Origin of the sequence: Pseudomonas sp. NPDC088322, assembly GCF_044740745.1 — a bacterium.
Taxonomy (GTDB): domain Bacteria; phylum Pseudomonadota; class Gammaproteobacteria; order Pseudomonadales; family Pseudomonadaceae; genus Aquipseudomonas; species Aquipseudomonas shirazensis.
In genome coordinates, this window is record NZ_JBIURK010000001.1 from 664,868 (window position 1) to 689,384 (window position 24,517).

The 24,517-nt window shown below is 62.4% G+C and carries 25 protein-coding genes; 22 read left to right on the top strand and 3 right to left on the bottom strand.

Annotation, left to right across the window (positions count from 1 at the left end):
* Positions 1–46 precede the first annotated feature (46 nt).
* The 22 genes from fliL to ACIOAU_RS03220 all read left to right on the top strand — a co-directional run bounded on the left by fliL (position 47) and on the right by ACIOAU_RS03220 (position 19,646).
* On the top strand, positions 47–544 hold the full coding sequence (gene fliL, locus ACIOAU_RS03115; protein WP_101317860.1) for a flagellar basal body-associated protein FliL: 498 nt from the start codon (positions 47–49) through the stop codon (positions 542–544).
* 9 nt (positions 545–553) lie between these two features.
* Positions 554–1,522: a flagellar motor switch protein FliM gene (gene fliM / locus ACIOAU_RS03120; protein WP_101317862.1), complete on the top strand. Its 969-nt coding sequence runs from the start codon at positions 554–556 to the stop codon at positions 1,520–1,522.
* 46 nt (positions 1,523–1,568) lie between these two features.
* Positions 1,569–2,027: a flagellar motor switch protein FliN gene (gene fliN / locus ACIOAU_RS03125; RefSeq protein ID WP_101317864.1), complete on the top strand. Its 459-nt coding sequence runs from the start codon at positions 1,569–1,571 to the stop codon at positions 2,025–2,027.
* Positions 2,028–2,483: a flagellar biosynthetic protein FliO gene (fliO, locus tag ACIOAU_RS03130; protein ID WP_101317866.1), complete on the top strand. Its 456-nt coding sequence runs from the start codon at positions 2,028–2,030 to the stop codon at positions 2,481–2,483.
* Positions 2,483–3,238 (top strand): flagellar type III secretion system pore protein FliP, encoded by a 756-nt coding sequence (fliP, locus tag ACIOAU_RS03135; protein WP_178080752.1) that lies wholly within the window; start codon positions 2,483–2,485, stop codon positions 3,236–3,238. Before fliO ends, fliP begins: the two co-directional genes overlap by 1 nt.
* Before the next feature lie 21 nt (positions 3,239–3,259).
* Positions 3,260–3,529, top strand: coding sequence for a flagellar biosynthesis protein FliQ (fliQ, locus tag ACIOAU_RS03140; protein WP_101317868.1), 270 nt, complete (start codon positions 3,260–3,262; stop codon positions 3,527–3,529).
* 6 nt (positions 3,530–3,535) lie between these two features.
* Positions 3,536–4,312, top strand: coding sequence for a flagellar biosynthetic protein FliR (gene fliR, locus ACIOAU_RS03145; protein WP_101317871.1), 777 nt, complete (start codon positions 3,536–3,538; stop codon positions 4,310–4,312).
* A gap of 2 nt (positions 4,313–4,314) precedes the next feature.
* Positions 4,315–5,457, top strand: coding sequence for a flagellar biosynthesis protein FlhB (gene flhB, locus ACIOAU_RS03150; RefSeq protein WP_401179883.1), 1,143 nt, complete (start codon positions 4,315–4,317; stop codon positions 5,455–5,457).
* Positions 5,458–5,550: 93 nt separating this feature from the next.
* Positions 5,551–7,680 (top strand): flagellar biosynthesis protein FlhA, encoded by a 2,130-nt coding sequence (flhA, locus tag ACIOAU_RS03155; protein WP_101317879.1) that lies wholly within the window; start codon positions 5,551–5,553, stop codon positions 7,678–7,680.
* An 11-nt stretch (positions 7,681–7,691) separates the two neighbouring features.
* Positions 7,692–9,002: a flagellar biosynthesis protein FlhF gene (gene flhF, locus ACIOAU_RS03160; protein WP_101317881.1), complete on the top strand. Its 1,311-nt coding sequence runs from the start codon at positions 7,692–7,694 to the stop codon at positions 9,000–9,002.
* Between the two features lie 92 nt (positions 9,003–9,094).
* Positions 9,095–9,928, top strand: coding sequence for a flagellar synthesis regulator FleN (gene fleN / locus ACIOAU_RS03165; RefSeq protein WP_101317883.1), 834 nt, complete (start codon positions 9,095–9,097; stop codon positions 9,926–9,928).
* Positions 9,925–10,665, top strand: a complete 741-nt coding sequence (gene fliA / locus ACIOAU_RS03170) for an RNA polymerase sigma factor FliA (RefSeq protein ID WP_101317885.1) — start codon at positions 9,925–9,927, stop codon at positions 10,663–10,665. Before fleN ends, fliA begins: the two co-directional genes overlap by 4 nt.
* 104 nt (positions 10,666–10,769) lie before the next feature.
* Positions 10,770–11,144 carry a chemotaxis response regulator CheY gene (locus ACIOAU_RS03175; RefSeq protein ID WP_178080754.1) on the top strand — a complete coding sequence of 125 codons (375 nt, stop codon included), beginning with the start codon at positions 10,770–10,772 and terminating at the stop codon, positions 11,142–11,144.
* A gap of 18 nt (positions 11,145–11,162) precedes the next feature.
* Positions 11,163–11,951 carry a protein phosphatase CheZ gene (locus ACIOAU_RS03180; protein WP_401179890.1) on the top strand — a complete coding sequence of 263 codons (789 nt, stop codon included), beginning with the start codon at positions 11,163–11,165 and terminating at the stop codon, positions 11,949–11,951.
* Between the two features lie 12 nt (positions 11,952–11,963).
* Positions 11,964–14,168, top strand: coding sequence for a chemotaxis protein CheA (locus ACIOAU_RS03185; protein WP_101317891.1), 2,205 nt, complete (start codon positions 11,964–11,966; stop codon positions 14,166–14,168).
* A 46-nt stretch (positions 14,169–14,214) separates the two neighbouring features.
* Positions 14,215–15,339 carry a chemotaxis response regulator protein-glutamate methylesterase gene (locus tag ACIOAU_RS03190; protein ID WP_188035628.1) on the top strand — a complete coding sequence of 375 codons (1,125 nt, stop codon included), beginning with the start codon at positions 14,215–14,217 and terminating at the stop codon, positions 15,337–15,339.
* Positions 15,339–16,079, top strand: a complete 741-nt coding sequence (locus ACIOAU_RS03195) for a flagellar motor protein (protein ID WP_101317895.1) — start codon at positions 15,339–15,341, stop codon at positions 16,077–16,079. Before ACIOAU_RS03190 ends, ACIOAU_RS03195 begins: the two co-directional genes overlap by 1 nt.
* Positions 16,080–16,082: 3 nt before the next feature.
* On the top strand, positions 16,083–16,940 hold the full coding sequence (gene motD / locus ACIOAU_RS03200; protein ID WP_101317897.1) for a flagellar motor protein MotD: 858 nt from the start codon (positions 16,083–16,085) through the stop codon (positions 16,938–16,940).
* Between the two features lie 78 nt (positions 16,941–17,018).
* Entirely contained in the window at positions 17,019–17,807 is a 789-nt protein-coding gene (locus tag ACIOAU_RS03205) for a ParA family protein (protein ID WP_101317899.1), read from the top strand.
* Positions 17,807–18,712: a CheW domain-containing protein gene (locus ACIOAU_RS03210; RefSeq protein ID WP_181107604.1), complete on the top strand. Its 906-nt coding sequence runs from the start codon at positions 17,807–17,809 to the stop codon at positions 18,710–18,712. Before ACIOAU_RS03205 ends, ACIOAU_RS03210 begins: the two co-directional genes overlap by 1 nt.
* A gap of 57 nt (positions 18,713–18,769) precedes the next feature.
* On the top strand, positions 18,770–19,249 hold the full coding sequence (locus tag ACIOAU_RS03215; protein WP_101317903.1) for a chemotaxis protein CheW: 480 nt from the start codon (positions 18,770–18,772) through the stop codon (positions 19,247–19,249).
* Between the two features lies 1 nt (position 19,250).
* The gene (locus ACIOAU_RS03220) at positions 19,251–19,646 is read left to right on the top strand and encodes a DUF2802 domain-containing protein (RefSeq protein WP_150569762.1); all 396 of its coding nucleotides are present in this window, start codon (positions 19,251–19,253) and stop codon (positions 19,644–19,646) included.
* 63 nt (positions 19,647–19,709) lie between these two features.
* Here ACIOAU_RS03220 and ACIOAU_RS03225 read toward each other — a convergent pair whose 3' ends face one another.
* The 3 genes from ACIOAU_RS03225 to ACIOAU_RS03235 form a co-directional block, all read right to left on the bottom strand.
* Positions 19,710–22,457 (bottom strand): dermonecrotic toxin domain-containing protein, encoded by a 2,748-nt coding sequence (locus ACIOAU_RS03225; protein WP_188035629.1) that lies wholly within the window; start codon positions 22,455–22,457, stop codon positions 19,710–19,712.
* A gap of 94 nt (positions 22,458–22,551) precedes the next feature.
* On the bottom strand, positions 22,552–22,896 hold the full coding sequence (locus tag ACIOAU_RS03230) for an EscU/YscU/HrcU family type III secretion system export apparatus switch protein (protein WP_150569760.1): 345 nt from the start codon (positions 22,894–22,896) through the stop codon (positions 22,552–22,554).
* On the bottom strand, positions 22,893–24,458 hold the full coding sequence (locus ACIOAU_RS03235; RefSeq protein WP_188035630.1) for a flagellar hook-length control protein FliK: 1,566 nt from the start codon (positions 24,456–24,458) through the stop codon (positions 22,893–22,895). Before ACIOAU_RS03235 ends, ACIOAU_RS03230 begins: the two co-directional genes overlap by 4 nt.
* Between the last annotated feature and the right edge of the window lie 59 nt (positions 24,459–24,517).

A 24,517-nucleotide genomic window follows, 5' to 3' on the forward strand; every position in this document is an offset into this window, starting at 1 on the left:
CCACGTCATCCACCTACGAACCCCTGATGGACGACGGATTATTGGCATGGCGAAGAGCGAAGCAGTGAAAGACCCCGCCGCAAAAGGCAAACTCAAGTTGATCCTGCTGATGGTAGTGGCACTGCTGCTGGCGGTTGGCCTGTCGGTGGGCGCTACCTGGTTCATCATGCACAAGGGCGAAGCGGCGCCAGCCACCGACCCGGCCCTGGCCAACGTCAAGCCGGCAGCGATCTACGAGCCGCTGGCGCCGGCCTTTGTGGTCAATTTCAACCAGAATGGCCGCCAGCGCTATATGCAGGTGAGCATCACCCTGCAAGGCCGTAACCAGGCTGACATCGACGCACTCAAGGTGCACATGCCGGTGATCCGCAACAACCTGGTGATGATGTTCTCGGGGCAAGGCTTCGACACCCTGGCCAGCAGTTCGGTGGGCCAGGAGATGCTGCGCCAGAAGGCCACTGCGGTGGTCCAGGAAGTGGCGCAGAAAGAAGTCGGCAAGCCGGTCATCGACCAGTTGCTGTTCACCAACTTCGTGTTGCAGTAGGAGTTCGTAATGGCCGTACAGGACCTGCTGTCCCAGGATGAGATCGACGCGCTGCTGCATGGCGTCGACGATGGCCTGGTACAGACCGAAAGTGCTGCCGACCCCGGCAGCATCAAGAGCTACGACCTGACCAGTCAGGATCGGATCGTGCGCGGGCGCATGCCGACCCTGGAAATGATCAACGAGCGTTTTGCCCGCTATACGCGGATCAGCATGTTCAACCTGCTGCGCCGCTCCGCCGATGTGGCGGTCGGTGGTGTGCAGGTGATGAAGTTCGGCGAGTACATCCATTCGCTGTACGTGCCCACCAGCCTCAACCTGGTCAAGATCAAGCCGTTGCGCGGCACCTCGTTGTTCATTCTCGACGCCAAGCTGGTGTTCAAGCTGGTCGACAACTTCTTTGGCGGTGACGGGCGTCACGCCAAGATCGAGGGGCGCGAGTTCACCCCGACCGAGCTGCGTGTGGTGCGCATGGTTCTGGATCAGTGCTTCGTTGACCTCAAGGAAGCCTGGCAGGCGATCATGCCGGTCAACTTCGAGTACATAAACTCCGAGGTCAACCCGGCCATGGCCAATATCGTTGGCCCCAGTGAAGCGGTAGTGGTGTCGACCTTCCACATCGAGCTCGATGGCGGCGGCGGCGACCTGCACGTGACCATGCCCTACTCGATGATCGAGCCGGTGCGCGAGATGCTCGACGCGGGCTTCCAGTCCGACCTCGACGATCAGGACGAGCGCTGGGTCAAGGCCCTGCGCGAGGACGTGCTCGATGTCAGTGTGCCGGTCACCGCCACGGTTGCCCGCCGCCAGCTGAAACTGCGCGACATCCTGCACATGCAGCCGGGCGATGTGATCCCGGTTGAGCTGCCCGAGCACCTTGTGCTGCGCGCCAATGGCGTGCCGTCGTTCAAGGCGCGGCTGGGCTCGCACAAGGGCAATCTGGCCCTGCAGATCATCGATCCGATCGAGCGCCGCTGACGGCGTGCCGGTCGCAACCCCGAATTGAATGCTTGTCGAGGACACTATGGCTAACGAAAACGAAATCACCTCTGCCGAGGACCAGGCCCTGGCCGATGAATGGGCTGCCGCGTTGGAAGAAACCGGTGATGCCGGCCAGTCCGACATCGATGCACTGCTGGCCGCCGACAGTGGCGGCGCCGGGCGCCTGCCGATGGAAGAGTTCGCCAGCTCGCCCAAGCCCAATGAAAACGTCAGCCTCGAAGGGCCGAACCTGGATGTGATCCTCGACATCCCGGTGAGCATTTCGATGGAAGTCGGCAGCACCGACATCAACATCCGCAACCTGCTGCAGCTCAACCAGGGTTCGGTGATCGAGCTCGACCGCCTCGCCGGTGAGCCGCTGGATGTGCTGGTCAACGGCACCCTGATCGCCCATGGCGAAGTGGTTGTGGTCAACGAGAAGTTCGGCATCCGCCTGACCGACGTGATCAGTCCTAGCGAACGCATCAAGAAGCTGCGCTGAGTGAAGCCGGTGATACGCGCTGTGGCCGCTGTCGCCACGCTGCTGGTCAGCGAAGTGGTGGTTGCCTCGCAAGCGCCTGCTGCTGCCCCGGTCACCGCCGCGACGCCGCCAGGTGGCCTGGGCGGGCAACTGGCGCAGATGGTCTTTGGCTTGTTGCTGGTGGTCGGCCTGATCTTCGCGCTGGCCTGGCTGCTGCGGCGCATGCAGGGCGCCGCGCCGCGCGGTGGCCAGGTGATCGAGATCATCGGCAGCCGCACCATCGGCCCGCGTGACCGGCTGTTGCTGGTGCAGGTCGGCAAGGAACAGATCCTGCTCGGGCACAGCCCGGGCAGCATCAAGGCCTTGCATGTGCTGGCCGAGCCGGTCGAGGTGCCTGCCAGTGCCCGCCCCGCGACTCCAGAGTTCGCCCAGCGGCTGTTGGAGCTGATGGGCAAGGATCAGAAGGACACCAAGTGATGATCGGCGCCGTGCGCATGCTGTTGACCCTGGCGCTGCTGCTGGCCGCGCCGCTGGCCCTGGCCGCCGACCCGCTGTCGATCCCCGCCATTACCTTGTCCAGTGGCGCCGACGGCCAGCAGGAGTATTCGGTCAGCCTGCAGATCCTGATGATCATGACTGCGCTGAGTTTCATTCCAGCGTTCGTCATCCTCATGACCAGCTTCACCCGCATCATCATCGTCTTTTCGATCCTGCGCCAGGCCCTTGGCCTGCAGCAGACGCCATCCAACCAGGTGCTCACCGGCATGGCCTTGTTCCTGACCCTGTTCATCATGGCGCCGGTGTTCGACAAGGTGAACAAGGATGCCCTGCAGCCGTACCTGAGCGAGCAGATGACGGCTCAGCAGGCCATCGACAAGGCCCAGGGGCCGCTCAAGGACTTCATGTTGGCGCAGACTCGGCAGAGCGACCTGGACATGTTCGTGCGCCTGTCCAAGCGCACCGACATTGCCAGCCCCGAGCAGGCACCGCTGACCATTCTGGTGCCGGCGTTCGTCACCTCGGAGCTGAAGACCGCATTCCAGATCGGTTTCATGATTTTTATCCCGTTTCTGATCATCGACATGGTGGTCGCCAGCGTGCTGATGGCGATGGGTATGATGATGCTGTCGCCGCTGATCATCTCGCTGCCGTTCAAGATCATGCTGTTTGTGCTGGTCGATGGCTGGGCACTGATCATGGGCACCCTGGCCGGTAGTTTCGGTGGCCTCTGACACCGTCAAGGAGAGCGTGGCATGACCCCTGAAGTTGCCGTTGACCTGTTCCGTGATGCGCTCTGGCTGACCGCCCTGATGGTCGCCGTGCTGGTAGTGCCGAGCCTGCTGGTCGGTCTGGTGGTAGCGATGTTCCAGGCTGCGACCCAGATCAACGAACAGACCCTGAGCTTTCTGCCGCGTCTGCTGGTGATGCTGGTGACGCTGATCGTGGTCGGGCCTTGGCTGGTGACCAAGTTCATGGAATACATGCTTGGTCTGTACACCAGCATCCCGCAGTTGATCGGTTAGCCGGCGATGCTGGAGCTTACCGACGCGCAGATCGGCACTTGGGTAGCGACTTTCATGCTGCCCTTGTTCCGCGTGACTGCGGTGCTGATGACCATGCCCATTTTCGGCACCAAGATGCTGCCGGCGCGGGTGCGCCTGTATGCCGCGCTGGCGATTACCGTGGCCATCGTGCCGGGGCTGCCGCCAATGCCGGAGTTCGACCCGCTGAGCCTGCGCGGGCTGATGCTGTGCGGTGAGCAGATCCTGGTGGGCGCGCTGTTCGGTTTCTCGTTGCAGATGCTGTTCCAGGCGTTTGTCATCGCCGGGCAAATTGTCGCGATCCAGATGGGTATGGCATTCGCCTCTATGGTCGACCCGGTCAACGGCGTCAACGTGGCGGTGGTCAGCCAGTTCATGACCATGCTGGTGAGCATCCTGTTTCTGCTGATGAACGGCCACTTGGTGGTGTTCGAGGTGCTCAGCGAAAGCTTTACCACCTTGCCGGTCGGCAATGCCCTGGTGGTCCAGCACTTCTGGGAAATAGCCGGGCGCCTGAGTTGGGTATTTGGCGCTGGGGTGCTGTTGATTCTGCCGGTGGTCACCGCACTGCTGGTGGTCAACGTATCGTTTGGTGTAATGACCCGTGCGGCGCCGCAGTTGAACATCTTTTCGATCGGTTTTCCGCTGACCCTGGTACTCGGCCTTGGCCTGTTCTGGGTCGGCCTGGCCGACATCCTCTCGCATTACCAGGCACTGGCCAGCGAAGCGCTGCAGTGGCTGCGTGATCTGGCACGGGCGCGCTGAGCATGGCAGAAAGCGAGAGCGGCCAGGACAAGACGGAAGACCCCACCGACAAGCGCAAGCGTGACTCGCGTAAGAAAGGTGAGATCGCCCGTTCCAAAGAGCTAAATACTGTGGCGGTGACCCTCGCCGGCGCCGGCGGCCTGCTGGTGTTCGGCGGCCATCTGGCTGACACCCTGATGGACCTGATGCGGATCAACTTCTCGGTGTCACGCGAGGTCCTGATCGACGAGCGCTCGATGGGTCTTTTTCTGCTGGCATCAGGCCAGAAGGCGCTGTGGGCGGCGCAGCCATTGTTGATCATGCTGTTCGTGATTGCCTTTGTAGCGCCGATCATTCTGGGTGGCTTCATCTTCTCCGGCAGCCTGCTGCAACCCAAATTCAGCCGGATGAATCCTCTGGCCGGGATCAAGCGGATGTTCTCGCTGAACGCGCTGACCGAGCTGCTCAAAGCGATGGCCAAGTTCGTATTGATCCTGTTTGTGGGCTGGCTGGTGCTGCTCAATGACCGTATAGCGCTGTTGTCCATTGCCAACGAGTCGCTGGAGCAAGCGATCATTCACAGCGCGGTAGTGGTCGGTTGGAGTGCGGTGTGGGTGTCGGCGGGGCTGCTGCTGATCGCTGCGGCTGACGTGCCGTTCCAGCTCTGGCAGACGCAGAAAAAACTCAAGATGACCAAGCAGGAAGTGCGCGACGAGCACAAGGACTCCGACGGTAAGCCCGAGGTCAAGCAGCGCATCCGGCAATTGCAGCGCGAGGTCTCGCAGCGGCGCATGATGGCGGCAATCCCTGATGCCGACGTGATCATCACCAACCCGACCCACTATGCCGTAGCCCTGCAATACGACCCGGAGAAGGGCGGGGCCGCGCCGTTGCTGCTGGCCAAAGGCAGCGACTTCATCGCCCTCAAGATCCGCGAGATCGGCGCCGCGCACAACGTGCAGATTCTCGAGTCGCCGGAGCTGGCGCGGGCGATCTACTACTCCACCGAGATCGAGCAGGAAATCCCTGCCGGCCTGTACCTGGCGGTAGCCCAGGTGCTGGCGTTCGTCTTCCAGGTCCGCCAGCACCGCGCCGGCAAGGGCAAGCGCCCTGATCCGCTGAACAAAGACCTGCCGATTCCGGACGATCTGCGCCGCGACAGCTGATCGCAGGCATCCGTTGGCAAAGTTGGACAGCTTCTTGCAGAGGCAGCGCAGGCGCTCTACAGGCGTCAAAGTTTTGCTTGAAGAGGAATCGCGGTGGATCGCAGTCAGTTAATCAGCAACGCGCGCAGCAACCTGAGCGGACTCGGTCGGGGCAACCTGGGTGTGCCGTTGTTGCTGTTGGTGATGTTGGCAATGATGATGTTGCCGATCCCGCCGTTCCTGCTCGACGTGTTCTTCACCTTCAACATCGCCCTGTCGCTGGTGGTGCTGCTGGTCTGCGTATATGCCCTGCGGCCACTGGACTTCGCCGCCTTCCCGACCATTCTGCTGGTAGCGACGCTGTTGCGCCTGGCGCTCAACGTCGCCTCGACGCGGGTGGTGCTGCTGCACGGCCACGAGGGCCATGGCTCGGCGGGCAAGGTCATCCAGGCCTTTGGTGAGGTGGTGATCGGCGGCAACTACGTGGTCGGTGCCGTGGTGTTCGCCATCCTCATGATCATCAACTTCGTGGTGGTGACCAAGGGCGCCGGGCGTATCTCTGAAGTCAGCGCGCGCTTCACCCTCGATGCCATGCCCGGCAAACAGATGGCGATCGACGCCGACCTCAACGCAGGCCTGATCGATCAGGCCCAGGCCAAGGCGCGCCGCGCCGAAGTCGCCCAGGAAGCCGAGTTCTACGGCTCTATGGACGGTGCCAGCAAGTTCGTTCGCGGCGACGCCATTGCCGGCCTGCTGATCCTGTTCATCAACCTCATCGGCGGCGTGCTGATCGGTATCCTCTCGCACGGCATGTCGGGTGGGGAGGCCGGTAAGGTCTATGCGTTGCTGACCATTGGTGACGGTTTGGTGGCGCAGTTGCCATCCTTGCTGTTGTCCACCGCCGCCGCAATCATGGTGACGCGCGCCTCGGGCTCCGAGGACATGGGCAAGCTGATCAACCGGCAGATGTTCGACTCGCCAAAAGCCTTGGGCGTGTCGGCCGGCATCATGATTGTCATGGGCCTGGTCCCGGGGATGCCGCATGTGGCCTTCCTCAGCCTCGGTGTAATGGCCGCCGGTGGTGCCTATCTGGTCTGGCGCAAACAGCAGGTCAAGGCGGTCAAGGCGCTGGAAGAAGTGCAGCGCCAGCAGGATCTGCTGCCATCCCCGCAGCGGGCAATGGACACCAAGGAGCTGGGCTGGGACGACGTCACGCCGATTGACATGATCGGCCTGGAAGTAGGCTACCGGCTGATCCCGCTGGTCGACCGCAACCAGGGCGGCCAGTTGCTGGCGCGGATCAAGGGCGTGCGCAAGAAGCTCTCGCAGGATCTGGGCTTCCTCATGCCGACCGTGCACATCCGCGACAACCTCGACCTGCAGCCAAGTGCCTATCGTCTGACCCTGATGGGGGTAATCCTCGCGGAAGCCGAGATCTACCCGGACCGCGAGCTTGCAATCAACCCAGGCCAGGTGTTCGGTACCCTCAACGGTATCGCCGCGCGTGACCCGGCGTTCGGCCTGGAGGCGGTTTGGATCGACATCGGCCAGCGCGCGCAGGCGCAGTCGCTGGGCTACACCGTGGTCGATGCCAGCACCGTAGTGGCGACCCACCTGAACCAGATTCTGCAAAAGCACTGCCACGAACTGATCGGTCACGAGGAAGTCCAACAACTGTTGCAAGTACTGGCCAAGGCCTCGCCGAAGCTTGCCGAAGAGCTGGTGCCGGGTGTCATTTCCTTGTCGGGGCTGCTCAAGGTCCTGCAAGCTCTGCTCTCCGAGCAAGTGCCGGTGCGCGATATCCGCAGCATTGCCGAAGCTATCGCCAACAACGCTGGCAAGAGTCAAGATAATGCCGCGCTGGTCGCCGCAGTGCGCGTCGGATTGTGTCGCGCCATCGTGCAAAGCATTGTCGGCGTTGAGTCCGAGCTGCCTGTTATCACCTTGGAGCCAAGGTTGGAACAGATTTTGCTCAATAGTCTGCAAAGGGCCGGGCAAGGTCAGGAAGATGGTGTTCTTCTTGAACCGAGCATGGCCGAAAAGCTACAGCGTTCGCTTATCGAAGCGGCCCAGCGTCAGGAGATGCAAGGTCAGCCAGCTATCCTTCTGGTAGCCGGGCCGATCCGGGCGATGCTGTCGCGCTTCGGCCGCCTGGCTGTACCGAATTTGCATGTTTTGGCGTATCAGGAAATACCTGACAACAAGCAAGTCACCATCGTTGCCACCGTGGGCCCGAACGGCTGAGGTAGTGGAGTATGCAAGTTAAGCGTTTTTTCGCCGCAGATATGCGTCAGGCCATGAAGCTGGTCCGCGATGAGCTTGGCTCCGATGCCGCTATCATCGGTAACCGGCGCATCGCCGGCGGCGTTGAGCTGACCGCTGCACTGGACTACAAGCTGTCGGCGCTGGCGCCGCGGGTGCCCAACCCTGAGCTTGAAGACGAGCTGCGCAAGACCCAGTCGCGCATCGCTACCGCCCAGGCCGAACTGAGCAGCCGCAGCGATGCCGATGACGGCAACCGTCAGTTGTTTGCCGGCCTCTCGCTGACCGCTTCCGAGCCCTTGGTCGAGCCGCACGTCGAGCAGCCCGCCGCCCCGGCTGCACCGGCAGTGGCGCCGGTTGATCCGCGCCTGTTCGATGCCATGCGCTCGGAGCTGTCCGGCCTGCGTGAACTGCTCGAAGTACAGCTGGGCTCGCTTGCCTGGAGCCAGTTGCAGGGCAGCAAACCGCTGCAGGCCAACCTCTGGCGGCGCCTGCAGCGTGTTGGCCTGACCGGTGCGCTGGCCCGTGAACTGCTCGACCTGACCGGCGAAATCGACGAGCCGCGGCAAGCCTGGCGGATGATCCTCGCACACCTGGCGCGAATGATCGATGTACCCGAGATCGAACCGATCGAGGAGGGCGGGGTAATTGCCATGGTTGGCCCGGCCGGCATGGGCAAGACCACCACCCTGGCCAAGCTGGCAGCGCGTTATGTGCTCAAGTACGGCGCGCAGAACCTGGCGCTGGTGAGCATGGACAGCTTCCGTATCGGCGCTCAGGAGCAACTCAAGACCCTGGGCCGCATCCTCAACGTGTCGGTGACCTACGTCGACCCGGGCGAGTCCCTCGCCCAGGCCCTGGAGCCGCTGCTGCGCAAGCGTGTGGTGCTGATCGATACCGCCGGCCTGCAGGCCAGTGATCCGGCCCTGCGCATGCAGCTGGAGACGCTCGCCGGGCGCGGTATCGCTTCGAAGAATTATCTGGTCCTGGCAACCACCAGCCAGAAACAGGTGCTGACTGCCGCCTATCACAGCTACAAGCGCTGCGGCCTGGCTGGCTGCATCCTGACCAAGCTTGATGAAACCGCTTGTCTCGGTGAAGTACTGAGCCTGGCGATCAGTCATGAACTGCCCGTGGCCTATCTTACCGACGGTCCGCGTATTCCTGACGACCTGCACCTGCCGCGCAAGCACCAACTGGTCAGCCGCGCCGTCAGCGTGCAAATGCAGGAAGACCCCAGCGAAGAGGCCATGGCCGATATGTTCGCTGATCTGTACCACAACTCCGGCAAACGCGTGGGTTGAAGATGAACACAATGCAAAGTACCTACAGCAAGGGCTTTAATCACAGCCCTCCATGTGGCCTCGGTTCAAGCGCGACAAGGTAAAGAACAAATATGGGTAGCATGCATCCCGTACAGGTTATCGCCGTGACCGGTGGCAAAGGTGGCGTCGGCAAGACCAACGTTTCAGTCAACCTGTCCCTGGCGTTGGCCGAACTCGGCCGCCGGGTCATGTTGCTGGACGCCGATCTGGGTCTGGCCAACGTCGACGTGCTGCTGGGGCTGACGCCCAAGCACACCCTGGCCGACGTCATCGAAGGCCGCTGCGAGTTGCGCGACGTGCTCTTGCAGGGGCCTGGCGGGGTACGCATCGTGCCGGCCGCCTCGGGCACCCAGAGCATGGTCCATCTGCAGCCGGCGCAACACGCCGGGCTGATCCAGGCCTTCAGCGAGATTGGCGACAACCTCGACGTGCTGGTCATCGACACCGCTGCCGGTATCGGCGATTCGGTGGTGAGCTTTGTCCGCGCCGCGCAGGAAGTGCTGCTGGTGGTGTGCGACGAGCCGACCTCGATCACCGACGCCTACGCGCTGATCAAACTGCTCAATCGCGACTATGGCATGAACCGTTTCCGCGTCCTTGCCAACATGGCCCAGAGCCCGCAGGAAGGGCGCAACCTGTTCGCCAAGTTGACCAAGGTCACGGACCGCTTCCTTGACGTCGCCCTACAATACGTCGGCGCCGTGCCGTACGACGAATGCGTGCGCAAGGCGGTGCAGAAGCAGCGTGCAGTTTACGAAGCCTTCCCTCGCTCCAAGTGTGCGCTGGCGTTCAAGGCCATCGCGCAGAAGGTCGATAGCTGGCCGCTGCCTGCCAACCCTCGTGGGCATCTGGAGTTCTTCGTCGAGCGCCTGGTGCAGCCCACCAGTGCGGGACCAGTGCTATGAGTGCAAGCGGTTTTCAGATGTACAGCAAGGCTTCCAAGGACGCCCAGTACGAGTTGGTCGAGCGTTACGCGCCGCTGGTCAAGCGCATCGCATACCACCTGCTGGCGCGCTTGCCGGCCAACGTGCAGGTCGAGGACCTGATCCAGGCCGGCATGATCGGCCTGCTCGAAGTGTCCAACAAATACGATGCCAGCAAGGGCGCCAGCTTTGAAACCTACGCCGGTATCCGCATCCGTGGCGCCATGCTCGACGAGGTCCGCAAGGGTGACTGGGCGCCACGTTCGGTGCACCGCAATACCCGTATGGTCAGCGACGCGATGCGCGCTGTTGAAGCAAGAACCGGTCGCGACGCTAAAGATCACGAGGTTGCTGCCGAACTCCAATTAGGTCTCGATGATTATTACGGGATTCTGAACGATACCCTGGGCAGCCGACTGTTCAGTTTTGACGACCTGTTGCAGGACGGCGAACATGAAGGTCTGCACGAGGATGGCGCCAGTGCGCAGGTCGAACCGTCGCGTGATCTGGAAGAAGAACGCTTCCAGACGGCGTTGACCGATGCGATCGCCAACCTGCCGGAACGCGAGCGGTTGGTGCTGGCGCTGTACTACGACGAAGAGCTCAACCTCAAAGAAATCGGTGAGGTGCTGGGGGTCAGCGAGTCGCGTGTCAGCCAGCTGCACAGCCAATGCGCGGCACGTCTGCGCAGCCGGCTGGGTGAATGGCGAGCGCGTTGAAACCGGGGTCGCTGCAGTCGTTTTGACGGTGTACCGAATTGATTGAATGCGCGCTCGGGGCCGAGCGCGTTTAAGACTGCTTGGAGGTCTAATTGAACAAAGACATGAAAATCCTCATCGTTGACGACTTTTCGACGATGCGGCGGATCATCAAGAACCTCTTGCGTGATCTGGGCTTCACCAATACCCAGGAAGCCGACGATGGCCTGACCGCCATGCCGATGCTCGAAAGCGGCCACTTTGACTTCCTCGTCACCGACTGGAACATGCCCGGCATGTCCGGCATCGACCTGCTGCGCAAAGTGCGTGCCGATGAGCGTCTCAAGCATCTGCCGGTGCTGATGGTAACTGCCGAAGCCAAGCGTGATCAGATCATCGAAGCGGCCCAGGCCGGCGTCAATGGTTACGTGGTCAAGCCGTTCACCGCCCAGGTGCTCAAAGAGAAGATCGAAAAGATCTTCGAACGCGTGAATAGCTAAATCACGCCAGGGGGCGCCATGGACTCTAACAACAACTCTTTGGGTGAGTTTGAAAACACCCTGAAGAAGCACGCTCAGGAACTGGTCGAGAGCCTTGAGCGCGGCCGGTTTGGCGATGCGGTGCAGCTGATTCATCAGCTCAACCAGACACGCGACCGTGGCCTGTACCAGGAAGTCGGCAAACTGACCCGCGAGCTGCACAGTGCGATCGTCAGTTTCCAGATCGACCCGGCAATGCCGCAGGCCGAGGAAGTCTCGCAGATCACCGATGCCACCGAGCGTTTGTCCTACGTGGTCAAGCTGACCGAGGGTGCCGCCAACCGCACCATGGACCTGGTCGAAGCGAGCACCCCGGTACTCAACGACCTGGCCGGTGAGGCCCAGGCGCTGAGCACTGACTGGCAGCGCTTCATGCGCCGTGAAGTGGCCGCGCCGGAGTTTCGCGATCTGGTCAAACGAGTCGACACTTTCCTGACGCACAGTGCCGAGGGCAACCGCAAGGTGTCCGGGCACCTCAATGACATCTTGCTGGCTCAGGACTATCAGGACCTGACCGGCCAGGTGATCAAACGCGTCACCGCGTTGGTCACCGAAGTAGAAAGCAATCTGCTCAAGCTGGTGCTGATGGCCAGTCAAGTCGACCGCTTTGCCGGTATCGAACATGACCACGATCAGTTGCGTGCTGAAAAAGATCAAGAAAAACATCCGACTCGGGGTGAAGGTCCGCAGATTCATGCCGATAAGCGTGAAGACGTTGTGTCCGGTCAGGACGATGTCGACGATCTGCTGTCCAGCCTTGGTTTTTAGGGAGCACGTTTAATGAGCTTCGGCGCCGATGAAGAAATCCTTCAGGATTTCCTGGTAGAAGCCGGGGAAATTCTTGAGTTGTTGTCCGAGCAATTGGTCGAGCTGGAAAGCCGACCGGATGATGCCGACCTGCTCAATGCGATTTTCCGCGGTTTTCACACTGTAAAAGGGGGCGCCGGCTTCCTCCAGCTCAATGAGCTGGTGGAGTGCTGCCACATTGCCGAGAACGTCTTCGACATCCTGCGCAAAGGTGAGCGCAGGGTCGACGCCGAGCTGATGGACGTGGTTCTGGAAGCGCTGGATTCGGTCAACAGCATGTTCGGCCAGGTGCGCGAACGCACCGAGGTGACCCCGGCTTCCCGCGAGTTGCTGGCAGCGCTGTCGCGTCTGGCCGAGCCGGGTGCGGCGCCCGCGCCTGCCGCGGTGGTCGAGCCTGAGCCAGCGGTGGTCGAGGAAGACATCACCGACACCGAGTTCGAACAACTGCTCGACTCGCTCGATGCGGTCAAGGCCGAGGCCGAGGCTGCTGAACAGCCGCAGCCAGGTGCAGCCAGCGCCGAGTCGGATGAAATCACCGACGCCGAATTCGAATCTCTGCTCGATCAACTGCACGGCAAGGGCCAGTTCTCGGTCGAGGCGGCCACGGTCGCTCCCGAGGCTGTCGTGCCAGCGCCGGCCGGTGACGAGATTACCGACGACGAATTCGAAGCATTGCTCGACCAGTTGCATGGCAAGGGCACCTTCGCTGCCGATGCGCTGCCGACTGCTGCGGTTGCCGAGGCTGCAGCCAGCCCCGCGCCGGCTGCCAGCGGCGACGAAATCAGCGAGCACGAGTTCGAAGCGCTGCTCGATGAGCTGCACGGCAAAGGCAAGTTCTCGACTGACGCTGCCGAAGCGGCTGCTGTGGCCGTTGCACCGGCAGCAGCCAAGGCTGAGGTGAAAGCTGCGCCCAAGCCTGCTGCACCCGCAGCTGCTGCCAAGCCTGCGCCAGCGGCCCCGGCACGTGCGCCAGCGCCAGCAGCGCCCGCAGAAAAGCACGCCAGCGAAGCCGAGACGACCGTACGCGTCGACACCGCGCGGCTGGATGAGATCATGAACATGGTAGGCGAGCTGGTGCTGGTGCGTAACCGGCTGGTGCGCCTGGGCCTGAACAGCGGCGACGAAGCCATGTCCAAGGCTGTGTCCAACCTCGATGTGGTCACGGCCGACCTGCAGACTGCGGTGATGAAGACCCGCATGCAGCCGATCAAGAAAGTCTTCGGGCGGTTCCCGCGACTGGTTCGCGACCTTGCCCGCCAGCTCAAGAAGGAAATCAACCTGGAGCTGGTCGGCGAAGAAACCGACCTCGACAAGAACCTCGTCGAGGCTCTGGCCGACCCGTTGGTCCACTTGGTGCGCAACGCGGTCGACCACGGCATCGAAATGCCCGACGAGCGCGACGCCTCAGGCAAGGCTCGCACCGGCAAGGTGGTGCTGTCGGCCGAACAGGAAGGCGACCATATCCTGCTGTCGATCTCGGACGACGGCAAAGGCATGGACCCCAACGTGCTGCGTGCCAAGGCCGTGGAAAAAGGCCTGATGGACAAGGACGCCGCCGAGCGCCTGAGCGAATCGGACTGCTACAACCTGATCTTTGCCCCGGGCTTCTCGACCAAGACCGAGATTTCCGACGTGTCCGGCCGCGGCGTCGGCATGGACGTGGTGAAAACCAAGATTTCCCAGCTCAACGGCTCGATCAACATCTACTCGGCCAAGGGCCAGGGTTCGAAGATCGTCATCAAGGTGCCGCTGACCCTGGCGATCATGCCGACCCTGATGGTGATGCTGGCCAACCAGGCGTTTGCCTTCCCGCTGGTCAACGTCAACGAGATCTTCCACCTCGACCTGTCGCGCACCAATGTCGTCGACGGCCAGGAAGTGGTCATCGTCCGCGACAAGGCGCTGCCGCTGTTCTACCTCAAGCGCTGGCTGGTCCAGGGCCAGGTGCATGAAGAGCAGCACGAGGGCCATGTGGTGATCCTCTCGGTCGGCACCCAGCGCATCGGCTTTGTGGTCGACCAACTGGTCGGCCAGGAAGAAGTGGTGATCAAGCCGCTGGGCAAGATGCTGCAGGGCACCCCGGGCATGTCTGGCGCGACGATCACTGGCGATGGCCGGATTGCGTTGATCCTCGACGTCCCGAGCATGCTCAAGCGTTACGCCGCCAAGCGTTATTGATTTTCGGTGGCGCAGCCTCGCGGTTGCGCCATCTAATGGAGTGTTTATGGCAGTCAAGGTCCTGGTGGTGGATGATTCCGGTTTCTTCCGCCGGCGCGTTTCGGAAATTCTCTCGTCCGACCCGACGATCCAGGTTGTGGGTACCGCGACCAATGGCAAGGAGGCAATCGACCAGGCGCTGTCGCTCAAGCCCGATGTCATCACCATGGACTATGAAATGCCCATGATGGACGGCATCACCGCGGTGCGGCACATCATGCAGCGCTGCCCGACGCCGGTGTTGATGTTCTCGTCGCTGACCCATGAAGGCGCCCGGGTAACCCTCGACGCGCTGGATGCCGGGGCGGTCGACTACCTGCCGAAAAACTTCGAAGACATTTCGCGTAACCCAGAAAAGGTCAAACAGATGCTCTGCGAGAAGGTACATACCATCTCGCGCAGCAACCGCCGCCTGAGCAGCTACGCCGCACCGGCGCCCGCGCCAGCCGCGAGCAGCCCTGCACCGGCCAGCAGCCTTGGCCACACACCTGCACCGCGCTCTCCGACGCCTGCTCCCGTGCGTAGCCCGGCAGCGCCTGCTGTGGCGCATTCGCCGGCGCCCAAGCGCAAGCCCTACAAGCTGGTTGCGATCGGCACCTCGACCGGTGGCCCGGTTGCGCTGCAGCGTGTCCTGACGCAACTGCCCGCCAGCTTCCCGGCACCGATCGTGTTGATCCAGCACATGCCCGCGGCGTTCACCAAGGCTTTTGCCGAACGCCTCGACAAGCTCTGCCGGATCAACGTCAAGGAAGCCGAAGACGGCGACATGCTGCGCCCAGGTCTGGCGCTGCTGGCGCCTGGCGGCAAGCAGATGATGGTCGATGGCCGCGGCATGGTGAAAATCCTGCCGGGCGACGAGCGCCTCAACTACAAACCATGTGTGGATATCACCTTCGGCTCGGCGGCCAAGTCCTACGGTGACAAGGTCCTGTCGGTAGTACTTACCGGCATGGGCGCGGATGGCCGTGAAGGTGCGCGCCTGCTCAAGCAGGGCGGTAGCACGGTGTGGGCGCAGGACGAAGCCAGCTGCGTGATCTATGGCATGCCCATGGCCATCGTCAAGGCCAACCTGGCCGACGCGGTGTACAGTCTCGACGATATCGGCAGGCACCTGGTCGAGGCCTGCGTCTGATGGACGTACTCAGCCTGATCGGCCTGATCCTCGCTTTCGTCGCCATTGTCGGCGGCAACTTCCTCGAGGGCGGGCATGTCGGTGCGCTGCTCAACGCGCCAGCTGCGTTGATCGTGCTCGGCGGCACCCTCGGCGCGGCCATGCTGCAGGCACCGCTGCCGTCGTTCAAGCGTGCGCTGCAGATCGCTCGCTGGATCATCTTCCCGCCGCGGGTCGACCTGGCCGGTGGTATCGATCGGGTAGTCAATTGGAGCCTGACCGCACGCAAGGAGGGCCTGCTCGGCCTGGAAGGCGTGGCTGACGGCGAGCCTGATCCGTATGCGCGCAAGGGCTTGCAACTGCTGGTCGACGGCGCCGAGCCGGAGGCTATCCGGAGCATCCTCGAGGTGGATTTCCTGACCCAGGAAAGCCGCGATATCCAGGCGGCAAAAGTGTTCGAAAGCATGGGCGGCTATGCGCCGACCATCGGCATCATCGGTGCTGTGATGGGCCTGATCCATGTCATGGGCAACCTGGCCGACCCGTCCCAACTGGGCAACGGCATCGCCGTGGCGTTTGTCGCCACCATCTATGGCGTGGCCAGTGCCAACCTGATCCTGCTGCCGGTCGCCAACAAGCTCAAAGCCATCGTCATGCGTCAGTCACGCTACCGCGAGATGCTCCTCGAAGGCCTGCTGTCGATCGCCGAAGGCGAAAACCCACGCTCGATCGAGCTGAAGCTGCAAGGCTTCATGGAGTAAGCCATGCGTCGCCGTCGCCATACCGAAGAACCCGAGAATCACGAGCGCTGGCTGGTGTCGTACGCCGACTTCATCACGCTGCTGTTTGCTTTTTTCGTGGTCATGTATTCGATCTCTTCGATCAACGAGGGCAAGTACAAGGTCGTCTCGCAGGCCTTGCTCGGCGTGTTCAATGACCCTGAGCGGGCCATGCGGGCCATCCCGATCGGCGAAGAACAGCCGCTCAGCATCAAGCCAGCCGAGCCGTTGATCAAAGACAGCGAGCAGACCGATGCGGGCCTCGGCCAGACCAGCGCCGACCCGCTGCAGACCATCAGCGATGATGTGCGCAGCGCTTTCGGCGATTTGATCAGCTCCAACCAGATGACCGTGCGCGGCAACGAACTGTGGGTCGAGGTTGAGCTCAATTCGGCGCTGTTGTTTGGCAGTGGCGATGCCATGCCCAGCGACGCTGCATTCGCGATCATCGAGAAGGTGGCGAATATCCTCAAGCCGTTCGCCAACCCGGTGCACGTCGAGGGCTTTACCGACAACCTGCCGATCCGCACTGCGCAGTACCCGACCAACTGGGAACTGTCGGCCTCGCGTGCGGCCAGTATCGTCCGCCTGTTGGCCATGAACGGCGTCAATCCCGGCCGCATGGCCTCGGTCGGCTATGGCGAGTATCAACCGGTCGCCAGCAACGATACGGCCGAAGGCCGTGCGCGCAATCGACGGGTCGTGCTGGTGATTTCGCGCAACCTGGAAGTACGCCGCAGCCTGACCGCAACCGGCAGCGCCAATGCGACCCCGGATGCGGCGATGCGCCGGGCTGGCACACAAAGTGCACCGCCAAGCGCAGTAGCGGCGGGAGGGGGCTAGCCCCGTCAAATCCCCGTCACAGAATTTCACACCGTTCCCGGGAGGGCAGGCGGCCATACCGGGAGGAAGCAGCGCACCATGAGAGTCTGGGCAGTAGCCAATCAAAAAGGTGGCGTCGGCAAGACCACCACAACCATCGCCCTGGCCGGCTTGCTGGCCGATGCGGGCAAGCGCGTGGTCGTTGTCGATCTCGACCCGCACGGCTCTATGACCAGCTATTTCGGGCATAACCCGGATGCGCTGGAGCACAGCTGCTACGACCTGTTCCTGCACAAGGGCACGGTGCCCGAGGGCTTGCCGGGGCAGTTGCTGCTGCCGACCAGCCACGAACGTATCTCCCTGCTGCCGTCGAGCACAGCGCTGGCGGTGCTCGAGCGGCAGTCGCCGGGCCAGAGTGGCCTGGGCCTGGTGATCGCCAAGAGTCTGGCGCAGCTGTGGCAGGATTTCGACTTTGCCCTGATCGACAGCCCGCCGTTGCTCGGCGTGCTGATGGTTAACGCGTTGGCGGCCAGCCAGCAGTTGGTGATCCCGGTGCAGACCGAGTTCCTCGCCGTCAAAGGCCTGGAGCGCATGGTCGGCACCTTGGCGATGATCAACCGCTCGCGCAAGCAGGCGCTGCCGTATCAGATCGTGCCGACCCTGTTCGACCGTCGCACCCAGGCATCACTGGGCACCCTCAAGGTGCTGCGTGATACCTATGCCGACAGCGTCTGGCAGGGCTATATCCCGGTCGACACGCGCCTGCGCGATGCCAGCCGGGCCGGGGTCACGCCATCGCAGTTCGATGGCAAGAGCCGCGGCGTTGTGGCCTATCGGGCCTTGCTCAAACATATGCTCACCTACAAACCCGCATTGCAGGTGGCCTGATGAAACACGCGCAACAGCTTGCCAGCAAACCGCAACTGGCCTTGCAGAGTTACCTCGATGGCCTGTTGCAGGAGGCTACCGAGCCGTTCGACCTTGACCTGCCAGCGGTAGTGGTCGAGGAGGCGCCAAGCAGCGACTTCGAAGCCGCCGTGCGCGAAGAGCAGGCACGTGATGCCCAGCGCAAGGCTGCTGTTGTCGACGTAGCTGGCGCCAGGCCGTTTGCCGAGCCGCAGGCCAAGCTGCTGCCGACCGTGCTGGCCCCCGCTGTGGCAGCGCCAGAACCGCTGCTCAGCGTTGTCGAGACTACGGTGGTGGCCGAGGCGAGCATTCCGTTGCTGACCGAGGTCGAAGCGCCTGAGCCGGCCGCGCCGCTGGTCGAAGTGCACTTGCCGGCAGCCAATGTGCCGACGCCGCCTACGACCAGCGATGGTCGTCCGGCCTGGGCCGCGGAGCCGTTCGAATGCCTGTTGTTCGATGTAGCCGGGCTGACCCTCGCGGTGCCGCTGGTGTGCCTGGGCTCGATCTACACCCTGGCCGGGCAGGAGCTGACCCCACTGTTCGGTCAGCCGGACTGGTTCCTGGGCATCCTCACCTGCCAGGCGGGCAACCTCAAGGTACTCGATACGGCGCGTTGGGTGATGCCCGATCGCTACCGCGACGACTTCCGCCAGGGCTTGCAGTACGTGATTTCGGTGCAGGGCTACGAATGGGGGCTGGCGGTGCACCAGGTCAGCCGCTCGTTGCGCCTGGACCCCAACGAGATCAAGTGGCGTAGTCAGCGCGGGCAGCGGCCCTGGCTGGCTGGCACGGTCATCGAACACATGTGTGCGTTGCTCGACGTCGCTGAACTGGCCGAGTTGATCGCCAGCGGCGCCGTCAAGCAGATGCACGCCAAACACCAATAATTCGCGGCCACGGCCGCACCGAGCACACCGCCGCTGGCGGCATTTGAGGGTAGGGGAATGAAAAAGTCGTCCGCACAGGGTTCTGAAGATCCGATTCTGCAGTGGGTTACCTTCCGTCTGGACAACGAGTCCTACGGCATCAACGTCATGCAGGTGCAGGAAGTTCTGCGTTACACCGAGATCGCGCCAGTGCCGGGTGCGCCGAGCTATGTGCTGGGCATCATCAACCTGCGCGGCAACGTCGTCACCGTGATCGACACCCGCCAGCGCTTTGGCCTGGTGCCGACCGAGGTCACCGACAATACTCGTGTGGTGATCATCGAAGCCGACAAGCAAGTGGTCGGCATTCTGGTCGACAGTGTTGCCGAAGTGGTTTACCTGCGTCAGTCGGAAATCGAAACCGCGCCGAACGTGGGTAACGAAGAGTCGGCCAAGTTCATCCAGGGCGTGTGCAACAAGAACGGCGAGCTGTTGATCCTGGTCGAGCTGGACAAGATGATGACCGAGGAAGAATGGTCAGAGCTGGAGAATATCTGAGTTGATTTTCGAAGCTGCTGTCATCTTCCTGGCGCTGCTTTGGGCGCTGAGCCTGTGGTTTTTTCTCAATTACAGCAAGCGCCAGCGTGAGCTGGCTGCGCAACAGGCTCAAGGTGACGCCGTGCGTGACCAGCGCATCAAGGAGCTGGCCAAGCGGGTGGACGATTACCAGAACGGCACGGTGCGCATGGGCGAGGCGATCCATGAATTGCGCGCTGTGGTCGCGCCGTTGCCGGACAAGCTGCAACAACTGGAGCAGCGCGATCCCAATGATGTGACCTTTTCCCAGGCGGCCAAGCTGGTTGGCATGGGCGCCAGTGTCAGCGAGCTGACTCAGACCTGTGGTTTGACCCAGGCCGAGGCCGAGCTGATGCGCAAGTTGCATGGCAGTGACTGAAAGATAGCGTCGGACCGGTCGGAAAGGGCTGCAAAGCAGCCCCAATCCAGCCGCCAAGTCCTGTCAGTGCGCCCAGGAATTGAACCCCCCAGTCTCGGCAATCCGGTTCAGCGGCAGATATCTCTGCACCGCGCTCTGGTACTGCTCAATGCTCAGCAGGCTCCAGAAGTTCTGCGGGCGCATGCTGTAAAGATTGTTCAAGTTGCGCAATGTGCGCATCGCCGGCAACTGCCGATCAACGACCGTGCTCAGCAGCGCCGGCCCGGTCAAGCGGGACAGGGTATTGGCGTATTGGTAAAACGCCCGGCGGTCCTCTTCCAGCCGTGGCTTGCTGTTGTAAAACTCCGGCTGTGCGAGAAACCGCTCATTCATTTCTGCACTGATCGCGTCCAAGGTCGGATTGCCTGCGCGGCTGCCGAGAAAGCTGTTGTTGTACAGGCAGTCCATGCCCATCTTCTCGTTGGACATCGGTGTCGACAGCAGCAGGCCATCGACAGTGGTCGCCAGCTCGAATTGATTCAGTGGTTCGATCGGCTCGGCGCCAGCCGGCTGGCGGTCTGCAGGATGTTCGCCGGGAGCAAACAAACGGTCGTCGATATCCATGTACAGCCCACCTTCCTCGTTGAGTAGCGGATAGCGCAGCACATCTGCCGCCGAAGCGTAGTTGCGGGCGACCCCGCCGTTGCCCTGCAGAGCGGCTTCGTACTGGCGGTAGGCGGGTGACCTGCGGAATGTGGCAAAGAATGGCTGTTCCTCCAGAGGCAACACGCGCAGGCTCGGTGCCTGCTCCGTCAATTGCCGCAGATTGCCGCTGAAGGCATCGCTGTCGGCGCTGGAGAGATACAGACGGAACGCCCAGCCGCTGCGTTCAACCCTGGTCGCGTTGTTGGCAATGTTGCTCAACAGCTGAGGCGGAATCGGGTCGTTGCCCACCCAGACACTCAAGACTTGTCTGGGGATCGGCTGCAGGCTGTCGGCAGTCGGCAGTGGCAACTGGACCGGCAACTCGAGATCCACCCCCAGCGCGCGCAAGGTGCGCATGCGCGTTGCATCGCTGACCGTTCGCGTGGCGCGGTCGACCGAGATCAGGTCGCGCCCCTGTGTGGGGGCGGTCATGTAGGTGGGATTGACCTCGTTGAGATCGCTTCCGGTAATGAACGCATCCTGCTCGACGTCATACAGCACCTCGATCGAGTAGCCATAGAGTGAGGCTTGCAGCGTATCTGGCTCGCCGGTGTAGTGGGAGGTCCTGATCACCGCACCTGCCACGTTGTCGTCACCACCTGGCAACGGCGCAATGGTGTTGTCGCTGCGGAAGAACTCACTGGCATCTGCCGGCGGCAGCCGTGGCGGGTCGAGCGGGCTGAGCGGATATCCCCACTGCTCGTTGATCCGGCTGGGCCTGACGAAGCGATCCTGCTTGAAGGCGAACAACAGCGGCTTGTCGCTGGCCAACTGCTCGACCAGCGGCAGGGCATTGAGCAGGCCGAACTCGGCGGCGCTGACGCCTTCGGCTTGCTCCTGTAGTGACTTGCCGTTGATCGCCTGATCAAGGCCCAGGCCGAACTGGGCAACGCCACCTATGGCAAACAACGGCCACAGTTCAGGCACTGCCAGCGCCAGTGGGGCCAGGTAAGTCAAGGTTGAATCCAGATACCCGCGCCATCTGGCCTTGCTCACATCGCTGTCGCTTTTGATCAGGAAGTCGGCATCCTGGAAGCTGCGTTGGCGATAACGCTTGGCCAGCGTTGCAAATAAAGGGCCTTCAAGGCGCGGGCTGTAGGTTTTACCTTTGTAATTGACGTAATCGCGCGGCGGCCAAGGGCCTGCTGTGGTGAAACCAGGGCGATTGGCGTCCAGAGGTAGTACTTGCGGGTAGGCTCCAAGGCCTTCCAGCGCCGTGCTCAGACCGCTGAAACTGAGGCCATCCGGCGTGTCTGCCTGATTGAAGTGGGCCTGCAGCGCCAGGCGTTTGGCTGGATCCTGGCATTGCTGTGCAAACCAGTCCTGTAACTCGCCGTGGGAGGCAAACTCGTGCAGCGGTGAGGTGTTGCCGGGGATGTACAGCAGGACTCGGTCGACATCCCTGCGTTTGAAGCAGACGAGGTCCGTGGCGGGGTAGCCGTAGACGTTGAGTATCCGCGCCTGCACGGTTGCCGGGGCGGTTTCTTCCAGTCTTGCCACTTGCCAGGCGAGCCTGACCGCGTCCTCGCTCAGGCTGCCCTCGGCCGCCTGTTTGTTGCAGGCGGCGATGAAGTTCAGCTTAAGACATTGGCCAAATTCTTCCAGATGCTGGCGCCAGTAGCTTTTCAGCGTTGCGGTGTAGTGTGTGTGAAAGTCCAGATCCCAGACAAAAGCCTGCAAGTCCTGCATCTGCACAGGAATGTGCGTGGCGTGTTCATAGGTTTGTGGCTGGGTCCGGCGAAAGATGCCGCTGAACACGTAGTAGTTGATCGCGCCCGGCTGATGCGGAGGACGCAGTTTGTCGACCAGGCGGATGATGCGATCCGAACCCGCCGGCTGATTGTCTTCGAGCATGTGCGGCAGCGCGTTGTTTTCAGGTGCTTGGTAGTTGCAGAGCAAGGCCTCGGTCAAGCTGAGTTTCTGCGCTACCACGCCGGTCCAGCCATAATCGGCGCCCAGCTGATAATGCAAGGTCACCACGTCGAGCTGTTCCGGCGGATGCTGGATGCCCTTGGCTTGCAGCCATTGACGCAGTTCGGCGGTGGCCGCGCGGTCTGCACGCGGTAGTTTGGCAAGATGGTCGCGGACGAACTGGATGCCGTCCTGGCCGAGGTTGGGGATGGGCATGATGCAGGCCTCAGAGAATTGAGGCACGACGGTGACTGAACTGTGCTGTCAGCCAGCGTTAATTATGTCTGCTGGCAGGTCCCCTAGCTGTATTTCAGCCACGTTTGGCCGGCGGCGCCAGCAGGGCAGTGGGCGGGGTGATGTCGCGCGGTGTCGCATCAGCCTCGGCAAACCCGACCGGGACCTTGCCGCGTAGCTGCCAGGCAAAGGCAATGATCTCGGCGATGGTCAGGTACAGCGCCTCGGGGATCTGCTCGCCCAGTTCCAGGCGTGCCAGCAGCCGCACCAGTTCGGCGTTCTCGTAGATGGGCACGTCGTGCTCGCGGGCAATCGCCAGGATCGCCTCAGCCAGCTCATCGTCACCTTTTGCGCTCAATGTCGGTGCCTGTTGACCGTCATAGCTCAGGGCAATGGCCTGACGTGATTGCTTGTCACTCATGCGGTCTCATCCACCCAGCGTTGTTCGACACGTGTTTTCGGACCCTGTGGCGGCGTGCCAGTGTGGCATTGCAGGTCACCGACTTCGAGACCGCGATCAAGCAGGCGTGTGCGCAAACTGCCCAGTTGGCTGTCGATCAATTGCGCGGTCTGCGCAAGCTCCGCCCACAATTGCCCGGACAAGCGGCCCTGACTGAGCTGCGCCTGCACCTGCAACGGGCCGAGCGGCGGCAGGTCGAAGGCCAGCTCGATGCGCCACAACGACTCGAGCGGATCGCGTTGCTCGCGCTGGCCGTCAGCCTGTTGCTGCGGGGTTTCTTCGCGCTGCAGCTTGGCTTGCAAAGGGATGAACTCCTGGCCGTGGCGGATCGGGATTTCGGCCTGCCAGGTGGTCTGCAGGTTACCGTTTTCGCTCACACCGGTCTGTTGCAGGCTGCTCAGGGCGTGGCTCTGCAAGCGCGACACGGCAGCCGCAGCCAGACGCAGCAGTTGCTCCAGATCGCCTTCCTGCTCCAGGCTCTGCAGCAACCGTGACGGTAGCGGGAAACTGCCTGGTTGCGGTCGGGGGCTGACCCGGTCAAGCATGCCCAGTGCACTGCGGGCGAAGCCGGGCATCACCTGCGCCAAAGTATTGGCAGCAACGGTGGGGTTGCTCATGGGGTTGGCGGCGTTCGGCAGCGCCTGCGCAACCAGCCTGATCAACTGCGCTTTGAGGTCTGGGGCGATACCCGCAGGCAAACCGGCCAACAGCTTCGCCTCAAGAAAACCACCACTGTTACTCAATGCCTGCGCCACGCCTTTGGGATCGCTGAGCTGGCGCGCATCCGGCAGGCTAGCCAGCAGGCGCTCGGCGCTGGCGCGCAGTAGGCTGCCCGTGTCGGGATCGCTGGCGAGCTGCTGCAATGCGCTGAGCACACCGGGCAGCGAAGCTTGCCGAGCCTGCTGGTTGGCCAGTTGCTGGCTGATCAGCAACTGATCCTGACGCCCGCTCAACGGCACGAAGCGCAGTGACTGGTCGCCCTGCACCAAAGCGCTGAGCAGGCTGCCCACCGGCAACGGGCGCGGGCTGTCGATACTCAGGGTGGCGCCGGCCTGGCTGCTGTTGAGCAGGCTGACCAACGCGCGAAAACTGGCAGTTTCACCGGGGTTGACTGGCAATGCCTGGTTGCTCAGGACCTTGCCCTGCAGCAGGGTACCGATCGGCACCTGGCTGGTGTCGAGGCGGGTGAGGGTGCTGACATTGTTGGCGTTGGCTTGCTGCACCATGACTGCCAGGCGATTGCTGTCGGCCTGGCTCAGCAGCAGCTGGCTGCCCGGAGCCAATGGTTGGCTGGCGGTGGTCTGGACCTGGGTCTGAGTACCGTTGGCGGCAGTCAGGCGCAGCAGCAACTGGAAGTCGACGCCAAGCTGGCGCAGCGACATGACCTCGGCCTTGGCAGTCTCGCCGGGCGCGATCAGCCCGGGCTGCGGTTGCAGCAGGCGCAGCAGTTCGCCGGTCATGGCAGCTTTGGCTGCCTGCGGGGCGATTGCGCTTTGTGCGCCGAGACTATTGATTTCAGTCATGATTGTATACAACCTGTCGAAGCAGCCCTCTTGGCAGCGCGGCGGCGCGTGTAATAATG